The organism is Martinezella dioscoreae (assembly GCF_009176305.1).
Classification (GTDB): Bacteria; Pseudomonadota; Alphaproteobacteria; order Rhizobiales; family Rhizobiaceae; genus Rhizobium; species Rhizobium dioscoreae.
This window is the reverse complement of the sequence record NZ_BLAJ01000004.1, coordinates 166,309-177,708: the sequence shown is the minus strand read 5'-3', so window position 1 is coordinate 177,708 and position 11,400 is coordinate 166,309. Positions and strand designations below refer to the sequence as shown.

At 60.6% G+C, this 11,400-nt stretch carries 8 protein-coding genes; 7 read left to right on the top strand and 1 reads right to left on the bottom strand.

Going from position 1 to position 11,400, the window contains the following annotated elements; all coding sequences use genetic code 11:
- Nucleotides 1–56: 56 nt before the first annotated feature.
- On the bottom strand, nt 57–884 hold the full coding sequence (bhcR, locus tag GDN47_RS18070) for an HTH-type transcriptional regulator BhcR (protein WP_152093944.1): 828 nt from the start codon (nt 882–884) through the stop codon (nt 57–59).
- A gap of 194 nt (nt 885–1,078) precedes the next feature.
- On the opposite strand from bhcR, the gene gcl reads away from it, so the two are divergent.
- From gcl to GDN47_RS18035, 7 genes are all read left to right on the top strand, one after another.
- Entirely contained in the window at nt 1,079–2,863 is a 1,785-nt protein-coding gene (gene gcl / locus GDN47_RS18065; RefSeq protein WP_113420688.1) for a glyoxylate carboligase, read from the top strand.
- 12 nt (nt 2,864–2,875) lie between these two features.
- On the top strand, nt 2,876–3,691 hold the full coding sequence (gene hyi, locus GDN47_RS18060; protein ID WP_152093943.1) for a hydroxypyruvate isomerase: 816 nt from the start codon (nt 2,876–2,878) through the stop codon (nt 3,689–3,691).
- A gap of 5 nt (nt 3,692–3,696) precedes the next feature.
- Complete coding sequence (glxR, locus tag GDN47_RS18055; RefSeq protein WP_145321263.1) at nt 3,697–4,581, top strand: 2-hydroxy-3-oxopropionate reductase; 885 nt, start codon at nt 3,697–3,699, stop codon at nt 4,579–4,581.
- Between the two features lie 15 nt (nt 4,582–4,596).
- Nucleotides 4,597–5,865: a glycerate kinase type-2 family protein gene (locus GDN47_RS18050; RefSeq protein ID WP_113353396.1), complete on the top strand. Its 1,269-nt coding sequence runs from the start codon at nt 4,597–4,599 to the stop codon at nt 5,863–5,865.
- A 550-nt stretch (nt 5,866–6,415) separates the two neighbouring features.
- On the top strand, nt 6,416–6,883 hold the full coding sequence (locus GDN47_RS18045) for a putative pterin-binding protein (RefSeq protein ID WP_113353397.1): 468 nt from the start codon (nt 6,416–6,418) through the stop codon (nt 6,881–6,883).
- A gap of 12 nt (nt 6,884–6,895) precedes the next feature.
- The gene (locus GDN47_RS18040) at nt 6,896–9,298 is read left to right on the top strand and encodes a putative bifunctional diguanylate cyclase/phosphodiesterase (RefSeq protein ID WP_113420683.1); all 2,403 of its coding nucleotides are present in this window, start codon (nt 6,896–6,898) and stop codon (nt 9,296–9,298) included.
- Between the two features lie 471 nt (nt 9,299–9,769).
- Nucleotides 9,770–11,398 (top strand): MFS transporter, encoded by a 1,629-nt coding sequence (locus tag GDN47_RS18035; protein WP_152093942.1) that lies wholly within the window; start codon nt 9,770–9,772, stop codon nt 11,396–11,398.
- Nucleotides 11,399–11,400 lie beyond the last annotated feature (2 nt).

The following is an 11,400-nucleotide window of genomic DNA, read 5'->3' as shown; positions in this document are numbered from 1 at the left end:
GTAAATGTGGCGGACCGGCAACGCCGTCGTCTCGGCAGAGACGGCGGCGAAGACGTTCAGGTCCGCTTCGAGCGTCCACCCATTGCCTTCGTCAATTCTTCCGCTGCGGCCCGCACGACAGGGCCGAGCGCAGCAACCCTTTCATCCGGCAACCGCACAGCCGGGCCTGAAATCGAAATTCCGGCGATAGCCTCGCCATATTCATCGAAGATCGGCGCCGCCACGCATCGCATGCCGAGCGTATGTTCCTCATCGTCGATCGACCAGCCGCGCGAGCGGATCTCGTCCATATCCGCGAGCAGCATAGGCAGAGTGTCGCGGGTTTTGTCGGTGAAATGCTGCAACGGACGCTCCTGGAGCAAAGTCTTTATCTCGCTGTCCGCCCAGGTGGAGAGGATTGCCTTGCCTATGCCCGATGCATGGATCGGCCCGCGGCGGCCAGGGCGGAAGAAGGCGCGCATCGGCGCGTGGCTTTCCGCTTGCGAGATGAAGACGACGTCACCGTCCTCCTCGATGGCGATATTGGCGGTCTCGCCGGATGCCTCCATCAACTGCTTGAGGAAGGGCCGGCTGATCGTGCCGAGCTTGCGGAAGCGCAAGTAGGCGGTTCCGATCTCGAAGGCTTTCACCCCGATCGTCCATGCGCCGGTCTCATCGTCATGCGCCACCATGCCGTGCTGAGCAAGAGACGTCAGTAGCCGGTGGATGGTGGAAGGCGCCATGGCCGACCGGTCAGCGAGATCGGTCAAAACCGCGCCGTCGGCTTGCGCCACCAACTCCAAGAGTTTCAGACTGCGATCGAGCACTTGGACGGATGAAGCCGCCGCGTTCCCTGCCGGTTTCCGGCCCGGCCTGCCCCTCGTCTTTTCCCGATTTTCCGCCATGACACTCGCTCTGGACCAAACGCATGCCGCGCAATTCGGCGCGACCCGCTTGGCTTTCATGACATATCCGCTTCGCCGCGATTGTTCCAGATTCGTTGAAAATGTTTATTTCCATATGATGGGATTAATTTCCATTTTTAGATTGCGCTTGTTCACCCATGCGGTACCTTCGATCCAGAAACGGAGGAAATCTCATGGCGAAGATGCGCGCAGTCGATGCCGCAGTGCTGGTTCTGGAAAAGGAAGGCGTCAACTGCGCCTTCGGCGTTCCCGGCGCTGCGATCAACCCCTTCTATTCCGCAATGAAGGCACGTGGTTCTACCCGCCATGTACTTGCCCGCCATGTCGAGGGCGCAAGCCATATGGCCGAGGGCTACACCCGCGCCCGCGCCGGCAATATCGGTGTCTGCATCGGAACGTCCGGACCTGCCGGCACCGACATGATCACCGGCCTTTATTCGGCTTCCGCCGATTCCATCCCGATCCTCTGCATTACCGGCCAGGCGCCGCGCGCCCGTCTGGACAAGGAGGATTTCCAGGCCGTCGATATCGCCAAGATCGCAGCCCCCGTCACCAAGTGGGCCGTGACCGTCATGGAACCGGCGCTGGTTCCTTACGTCTTCCAGAAGGCATTCCACACGATGCGCTCGGGTCGCCCTGGCCCTGTGCTCATCGATCTGCCCGTTGACGTCCAGCTCGCCGAGATCGAGTTCGATATCGACACCTATGCGCCGCTTGCCCCCTACAAGCCCTCGGCGACGCGGGCACAGGCGGAAAAGGCGCTTGCCATGCTGAACGCGGCCGAGCGGCCGCTGATCGTCGCAGGCGGCGGCATCATCAATGCCGATGCTTCCGACCTGCTCGTCGAATTCGCCGAAATCACAGGCGTCCCGGTCATCCCGACGCTGATGGGCTGGGGGACGATCCCGGACGATCATCCCCTGATGGCCGGCATGTGCGGGCTGCAGACCTCGCATCGCTACGGCAATGCGACGCTGCTTGCCTCCGATTTCGTCTTCGGCATCGGCAATCGCTGGGCGAACCGCCATACAGGAAATGTTTCGACCTATACGGAAGGGCGAACCTTCGTTCATGTCGATATCGAGCCGACTCAGATCGGCCGTGTCTTTGCTCCTGATTTCGGCATCGTCTCGGACGCGGGTGCCGCCCTGAAGCTCCTCCTCGACGTCGCGACCGAATGGAAGACCGAAGGCAAGCTGCGCGACTGGTCGGCCTGGGCCGAGGAGTGCCGCGAGCGCAAGCGGACCATGCTACGCAAGACGCATTTCGACCAGACGCCGCTGAAGCCACAGCGTGTCTACGAGGAGATGAACAAGGCTTTCGATCGCGATACATGCTATGTCTCGACCATCGGGCTTAGCCAGATCGCCGGCGCGCAGTTCCTACACGTGTACAAGCCGCGCAACTGGATCAATTGCGGCCAGGCCGGCCCGCTCGGCTGGACGCTGCCGGCAGCACTTGGCGTGCGGGCGGCAGATCCCGACCGCCCGATCGTCGCACTGTCGGGCGACTACGACTTCCAGTTCCTCATCGAGGAGCTGGCCGTCGGCGCGCAGCACAAGCTCCCTTACCTGCATGTGGTCGTGAACAATTCCTATCTTGGCCTCATCCGCCAGGCCCAGCGCGGCTTCAACATGGATTTCGAGGTCAGCCTCGCCTTCGAGAACATCAATGCCGCTGATAATGCCGAACCCGGCTATGGCGTCGACCATGTCGCCGTTGCCGAAGGCCTCGGCTGCAAGGCGATACGCGTGCGCAGCCCGAACGAGTTCCAGGAAGCGTTCACGACAGCAAAGCAGCTGATGGCGGAGCATCAGGTTCCCGTCGTTATCGAATTCATTCTGGAGCGCGTCACCAACATCGCCATGGGCGCCGACATCAATGCCGTAGTCGAATTCGAGGAGCTTGCCGAGCGCGGCGAGGACGCACCGACGGCGATCCTCGCATTGCTAGACTAAAGGAGGAACACAATGCCGAAATTCGCGGCCAATCTCACCATGCTCTTCACCGAGGCACCGTTTCTGGATCGTTTCGCGCTGGCCGCCAAGGCGGGCTTCGAGGGCGTCGAATATCTGTTTCCTTACGATTTTGCCAAGGAAGCGCTGCGCGCCGAACTCGATCGTCATGGATTGACCCAGGTGCTGCACAATCTGCCCGCCGGCAACTGGGCCGGCGGCGAACGCGGGATCGCGATCCTGCCCGATCGTATCGACGAATTCCGCCGCGGCGTTGCTTCCGCTATCGACTATGCGACGACCCTCGGCTGCAGCCAGATCAATTGCCTCTCAGGTATCACACCAGCCGGCGTGCCCGATGAGGTGCTGCGGACTACCTTCATCGTCAACCTCAAATATGCGGCGGAAGAGCTCGGCAAGCACGGGATCCGGCTACTGATTGAGCCGATCAACCGGTTCGACATTCCCGGCTTCTATCTCAACGCGCCGGACCAGGCAGCCTCGATCATCGCCGAGGTCGGCAGCGACAACCTGTTCATTCAGTACGACCTCTATCATCAGCAGCGCACCGAGGGCGAATTGATCGGCACCTTTAGGAAGCATCAGGCACGGATTGCCCATGTGCAGCTCGCCGACAATCCGGGTCGCAATGAGCCGGGCACCGGCGAGATCGCCTACCCCTTTGTCTTCGAAGCGCTTGATGCGCTCGGCTATGACGGCTGGATCGGCTGCGAATACAAGCCGCGCACCACGACCGCGGCGGGGCTCGGCTGGTTTGCCGCAGCAGGCCGCCACGCCGAAAGCGCAGCCATTCTCAATATCAGGAGCTAAACAGCATGGCACATATCGGATTTATCGGCCTCGGCATCATGGGTACTCCCATGGCGCGTCATCTGCAAAATGCCGGCCACATCGTCGTCACATCAAAGTTTGCCATTCCGCCGCGCCAGGAGCTGCTCGACAACGGTCTGCAATTCGTCGAAACGCCGAAGGAGCTTGCCGAAACCGTCGACACAATCATCCTGATGCTGCCGGATACACCTGAAGTGAAGGACGTGCTCTTCGGCGAGAACGGCGTCGCCTACGGACTGTCCAAGGGAAAGCTCGTCATCGACATGAGCTCGATCTCGCCGATCGAGACCAAGGAATTCGCCAGAAAGATTCGCGAGACCGGCGCCGAATATATCGACGCGCCCGTCTCCGGCGGCGAAGTCGGCGCCAAGAACGCCTCGCTTTCCATCATGGCCGGCGGTTCCGAAGCCAGTTTCGAGCGGGCGCTGCCCCTCTTCCAACTGATGGGCAAGAACATCACCCTCGTTGGCGATTGCGGCGATGGCCAGGTTACCAAGGTCGCCAACCAGATCATCGTCGCATTGACGATCGAGGCCGTGTCCGAGGCGCTTGTCTTCGCCTCCAAGGCCGGCGCCGATCCGGCTCGCGTGCGCTCGGCCCTGATGGGCGGTTTTGCCTCCTCGCGCATCCTCGAAGTGCATGGCGAGCGCATGATCAAGCGCACTTTCGAACCCGGATTCCGCATCTCGCTGCATCAGAAGGATTTGAACCTCGCCCTGCAGGGTGCCAAGGCGCTCGGCGTCTCACTGCCGAACACCGCGGCGACGCAGGAGCTTTTCAACCAATGCGTCGCCAATGGCGATAGCGGGCTCGACCATTCCGGTCTCGTCAAGGCGCTGGAGCGCATGGCGAACCATCCCGTCGCGTAACATGTGAGAAATCCGATGCCTGATATCGCCGATCCCCGCGCCTTTCTGGAAAAGCTGTTCTATGCGGCGGTCGCAGCCGCCGATCCGGATAAGGCACTGGTTCCCCATCTGCCTGAAAAGCCGAAGGGCCGGACGGTGGTGGTCGGTGCCGGCAAGGGGGCGGCGCAGATGGCGCGTGCCTTCGAGCGTCTTTGGGACGCACCGCTCTCCGGTGTCGTCGTCACGCGTTATGGCTATGCCGTGCCGTGTGAGCGCATCGAGGTTCTCGAGGCCGCGCATCCCGTGCCGGACGAAAGCGGTCTGCATGCATCAGATCGGTTGATGGCAGCGGTAAATGGTCTTACGGAAGACGATCTGGTCGTCGCCCTGATCTGCGGAGGCGGCTCGGCACTGTTGCCCGCGCCGGCAGGCGATCTCACGCTTGCCGACGAGATCGCCGTCAATCGGGCCCTGCTTGCCTCCGGCGCACCGATCGGCGCCATGAATGCCGTTCGCAAGCAGGTCTCGCGCATCAAGGGAGGGAGGCTGGCGGCCCTTGCCCATCCGGCAAGGGTCATCTCCCTCGTCGTTTCCGATATCCCAGGCGACAACCCAGCCCTGGTCGCCTCCGGCCCGACCATCGCCGACGAGACGATCCGCGCAGATGCACTTGCGATCATAGAACATTACGGTCTCGACTTGCCCGACGCGGTGATGCGTCATCTCGCAGATAATAGCGATGAGCCGCCCCTACCCTCCGACCCTCGTTTCGCTCGCAACGAGGTGAAGCTCGTTGCTTCGGCGGCCATCGCGCTGGATGCGGCCGCCGATGTCGCCCGCAAGGCCGGCGTCGAGACCATCGTGTTGTCCGATGCTATCGAGGGCGAGGCATCGGAGGTCGGTCGCCAACATGCGGCGATCGTCGCCAAGATCCTGCAGCGAGGTATGGCGTCGCAAGACCCCATGCTTCTTCTGTCTGGCGGGGAAACCACAGTAACGATCAAGGGCAAGGGCAAAGGTGGCCGCAACAGCGAGTTCCTCCTGTCCTTCGCCTGCGCCATTTCCGGCCAGAAGGGCATCTCAGCGCTCGCCGCCGACACGGATGGCATCGACGGCTCGGAGGACAATGCCGGCGCCTTCGCCGATGGCACCACCGTTGCCCGGCTTGCCGATCGAAAGAGGGATGCGGCCGACTTCCTTCAGCGCAACGACAGCTGGTCGGCCTTCGCCGCTATCGACGATCTCTTTGTGAGCGGCCCGACTGGCACGAACGTCAACGACTTCCGCGCGATCCTGCTGCAATAGATCATCGCCGCCCGCCAATCGAGCGACTCGGAGTTATGCAGCCGGTGGCGTGACGCATTCTGTATTGAGCGGCGCAGTTGGAAAGCGTATGAGTTCAACAAAAAGCTGAACTATTTTTCTTGCTGGCAACGCCAACCGTTGCGGGCAAGCCGGGGACCGTATCTATCATGAATTTGTTGCACTTGCTCACTATCGAGGAGTAGCAAGGAGAAGTGCTGTCGCGCCAGTCACTTTTTGGTGTGGTCACCGCACGTCTTGGGGATGATTGATGGGGAGATGAAATCGCAACGTCCTTAAAGCCGCCGAAGCTGCCGAGAAAATGCATATCGGCATCCGTCGACTTCATAGCAAAAGTGCAGATCAGTAGCACGTAACCCGGATCTTACCGAGCTGAAAATAGATCAGCGAGTTCGGACAAATGCTACGCTAAATCTTGAGCTGTTAAGTTTGTTTCCATCGCCCTGTGGAACTTAACCGATCTTTAACAGCCAGTTGTGCAGGCTGGAGATAGAACGGGCAAGGCCCATACCCCGAAAGCATCGGACCCTCAATGCGTCTTCTCGCCTCAGTTATTTTTGCAGTCCTTGCTTTGTTCGTCGCGCCCGCCCTGGCGCAGGACGTGCCGTCAGTGACGATTACCGGTTCCTCGGGCTCGGTGACCTTCGATCGCAATCAGCTTGAGGCGATGGGCCTCGTGTCGATCAAGACTTCGACGCCCTGGAACGAAGGTGTCGTCAACTTCGAAGGCGTGCCAATGGCGCTGTTGCTTGAAAAGGCCAAGGCCCAAGGTGCGACGGCCACCGTCATCGCCCTCAATGATTATAGCGTCGATATCCCGACCAGCGATTTTACCAAGTTCGGCACGATCCTTGCCGTCAAGCGCAATGGCGCATATATGCCTATCGACGATCAGGGCCCGTTCTTTGTTATGTATCCATTCGACAGCAACCCCATCCTGCAGGGACAGCCCTATCACGGTCGTGCCGTCTGGCAGGTCAAGGCAATCTCCGTGAAATAGCCCCGGGGCCGCATGCGCTATCTCCGCACAGCGCTGATCATTGTGATCCTGGGTTTCATCACCTCGGCGATCTATATTTCCGCCTTGGTTTTCCAGCGCCAGACCGCCCTGCAAGATGTCGGCCTGGGCAACATCACCTGGACGATAGCCCAAGCTCCGAGTGAGTTCACCAGGCTCGAACAGCGCGTCAGTGCCATGGGCATGAACGATGGCCAGGTCGATGCACACGAAGTCAGGCTGCGCTTCGATATCGTCGTCAATCGCCTCAAGACCCTGCGATCCAACGGGGTCGAGAAGTTCGTACAATCCAACCCTCATATCGGCGAGACCCTCGACGACCTCGAAGAGGCGCTCAACCAGACCCGCCCACTGCTTAGCCAGCTTTCTGTGCCTGGCACACCGGCGCGGATCCTTGCGATCCTGGAGCCGATCTATCCGAAGCTGGCGCGGCTCTCCAGCGACAGCAACATGTGGTATTCGGCGCGCATTGCCGAAGACCGGCGTGGCCTCCTCGCGCTGCAACTGGCCCTGACATGGGTGACCGTCGGCATGCTCATCGGCGGTTGTCTGCTGATTCTGCTGCTGCTCATTCACAATGGTCTTCTGGGCCGGGCGCAGAAGATCCTGCAGGCCAAGGAGCAGACCCTGGCAATCCAGAATGCACGGTTCGATGCGGCAATGGAAGCCATGTCGCTCGGTCTCTGTCTGCTTGACGACCAATATCGCGTCATCGTGCACAATCCCCGGTTCCTGGCCCTGTTCGGTCTGGACGAAGTCCGGGCGAAGATCGGCACCCCCTTGGCTGACCTCATCGCGCCCGAATTACTGCCTCCTGGACTATCCACCAGCGGGCCGCCCGGCGTTGCTGGCGATAAGGCGCGTGTCCGGAATGACATCGCGGTGCTCAGCGACCATATCCATCATCTCGCGAATGGCATGGTGCTGGCCGTATCGCACGAGCCGACGGCTGAAGGCGGTTGGGTCTGCACTTTCGAGGATGTCAGCGAGCGTCATCGCGCGCAGGATCGTGTGGTGCACATGGCCCATCACGACGCACTCACTGATATGCCCAATCGGCTGCTGTTCTGGGAAAGCGTCAGCCACGCACTGCGCGCATTGGCGGCCGGCGGCCAGTTATTCACCATACTCTATCTCGATCTCGACCGCTTCAAGGAAGTCAACGACACGCTGGGCCACCCGGTGGGCGACGTGTTGCTGCGCAAGGTCGCCAGGCGGCTGCGCAACACCGCGTCACAACATGACATCGTGGCGAGATTGGGCGGTGACGAATTCGCCGTGCTGCATCGGTGCCTGGACTCCACCCTCGACAGCGCCCGCGATCTGTCGGAACGCCTCATTGCCAGCATCAGCCGGCCTTATCGTGTCGATGGCAACGAGATCGTTGTCAGCACCTGCATCGGCATCGCGGTCGCACCGCGCGCTGGCGGTGATACCGGTCAACTGATGAAGAACGCCGACCTGGCGCTATACCAGGCCAAGGCCGATGGTAAGGGAGTCTACCGTATCTTCTCCCCGCAGATGGAGGAGGATCTCCAGAACCGACGCAATCTGGAGGCGGATATGCGTCATGGCATCAAGCTTGGGCAATTCGAGATTCACTATCAGCCGCAGATTTCGCACAAGACCCGCAAGATCGTCGCCAGCGAAGCACTGGTGCGCTGGCGCCATCCCGAGCGCGGGCTGATCCCGCCGGCCGAATTCATCCCGCTGGCGGAGGAAACCGGCTTCATCGATACGCTCGGCAAATGGGTGCTGCAACGGGCATGCGAGGATGCCCTGAACTGGCCCGAGGACGTGCGCGTTTCGGTCAACCTCTCTCCGGTTCAGTTCCGTCAGACGGATTTGGTCGATATGGTCAAGAGTGTGCTGGAATTCACGGAATTCGATGCACGGCGGCTGGAGCTGGAAATCACCGAGTCGGTGCTCTTGCGGGACAATGCGGCGAACATCGAGGTACTGAACCGGCTGCGTTCGCTCGGCTTGACCATCGCGCTTGATGATTTCGGCACCGGCTATTCTTCGCTGAACTATCTGCAGCGCTTCCCCTTCGATAAATTGAAAATCGATCGCAGTTTCGTGCGCGATCTGGAAAACCGGCCCGACAGCTTTGCCATCGTCCAGTCCATCGCTACGCTCGGTCGTAATCTCAAGATGCTGACCACCGCGGAGGGCGTCGAGACGCAGACCCAACTCGACATGGTCATCAAGGCCGGTTGCTCGGAGAGTCAGGGTTATTACTTCAGCCCGCCTGTCCCGGAAGCCGAATTCCGCGCCATGGTCGACCGGAAGAACAGCAATACCGGCGGAACCTCAAATGGTCGAAGCCCCAAATCTGGCAGAGACAAAAGTCCTGAGAAGACCGCAGACGCTGATTCCGCGGACGGGCAGTATTAGCCCTTACCCGACTGCACGGCACTGACCTAATGAGTGGATGACAAGTTCTCGGGGAAAGCGACCTGCCGTTCAAAGCTGATGCCAATATTGAGGGGTGCGTCCGACGACAAAGGATGGGGGCAGTCGTCGGACGCTGCACTGTCCGGCCCGAGGGTGGCATTCAGGCCGGCAATTAGAATATTAGCATCTACCGCAGATTTAGGTGAGCTACCCAATTGGATTGGAAGGCGGATAGAATGACCCCGATCGAATTGGCACGTTGCTCGAGTGAAAACCGTTCTTCGCAGCTTTGCCGTCCGAGACTTCATTCATGCGATTGCTGAATTCCGCCTTTATTGGCGAGAATATTATTCCAAAATCGTTTCGGAAATTAGCAAATCACTATAGGCTCGATCTCGACTCGGCTGCGCCTACGCTTTGAGCGAGCTCACTGCGCCGCCGGGCAAGATAATCCTGCGAAGAAAAGCCGACATGCCCAATAGACCCTCTCCGCTCGTCGCGTTCCAGTCGAAGACTTTCCGCTCTCTCTGGTCAGCAACGCTCGTCTCCAATCTCGGCGGATTGGTCGAAGGCGTCGGTGCCGCGTGGCTGATGACCAGCCTCGCGACATCACATGGCATGGTGGCGCTCGTTCAGTCCTCCACCACCCTGCCCGTCATGATCTTCTCGCTTGCGGCCGGAGCGCTGGCTGACAATTACGACCGCAGGCGGATCATGCTGATTGCGCAGACGCTGATGCTCTCGGTCTCGGCGACGCTGGCGATCCTGTCCTACAGCAATGCATTGACCCCATGGCTTTTGCTCTGCTTCACCTTCCTGATCGGCTGCGGCGGCGCGCTCCACAATCCGTCATGGCAGGCCTCGATGGGCGATGTCGTGCCACGCGAGCACCTTCCGGGTGCGGTCGCGCTGAACAGCATGAGCTACAACCTCATGCGCAGTATCGGGCCGGCGATCGGCGGCGTCATCGTCGCGGCCGCCGGTGCGGCCTTCGCGTTCCTCTTCAATGTCTTCTGTTACTTCGCGCTCATCATCACCCTGTGGCGGTGGAAGACCGCGCCCGCTCGCAATACGCTGCCACGCGAGCCGTTCGGCAGTGCGATGTCGGCGGGCTTTCGCTATGTGCTGATGTCGCCGAACCTTCTCAAGGTCATGTGCCGCAGTTTCGTCTTCGGCTTGACGGCGATCGTCATCCTGGCGCTCCTGCCCCTCGTGGCGCGCGACCATGTCCACGGCACGGCGATCACCTACGGCATCATGCTCGGCTTCTTCGGCTTTGGCGCCATCTGCGGCGCGATGCTGATCGGCCGCATCCGCGATATCCTGAGCAATGAATGGGTGATCCGCAGCGCCTTCTTCACATTGGCGGTGAGCTGTTTCCTGCTTGCGCTAAGCAATCAGGTATGGCTGAGCTGCCTTATTCTCATGCCGGCCGGCGTCGCCTGGGTGCAGGCCTTCTCGCTCTTCAATGTCACGGTTCAGCTTTCCACGCCACGCTGGGTGGTCGGCCGCGCTCTGTCGCTCTATCAGACCGCGACCTTTGGCGGTATGGCGGTCGGAAGCTGGCTGTGGGGTGCACTGGCCGACGCCCACGGCGTCACGGGCGCGCTTTTCATCGCAAGCGTCGGCCTGGCAATAGGCGGGCTGCTTGGCCTGCTGCTGCGCCAGCCGGATTTCGAATCGCTTAATCTCGATCCGACGAACACCTTCAGCGAACCACAATTGCAGCTCGACCTGCGTTCCAGAAGCGGCCCCATCCTGGTCATGGTGGACTACGACATCGATCAGGAGGATGTGGCGGAATTTCTAGCCGTCATGGCCCAGCGTCGCCGGATGAGAATCCGCGACGGGGCAAAGCAATGGTCGCTGTTGCGCGATCTGGAAAAGCCGAACACCTGGACGGAAAGCTACCATCTGCCGACCTGGATCGATTATGTTCGCCACAGCCAGCGCCAGACGCATGCCGATGTCGAGGTCGCCGAACGCCTGGACAGATTGCATCGCGGCGACCGCCCGCCCGTCATCCACCACATGATTGAACGGCAGACGGTGCCTAGGCACGACGACATGCCATTGAAGCCCTATCTCGACGCGACATGATG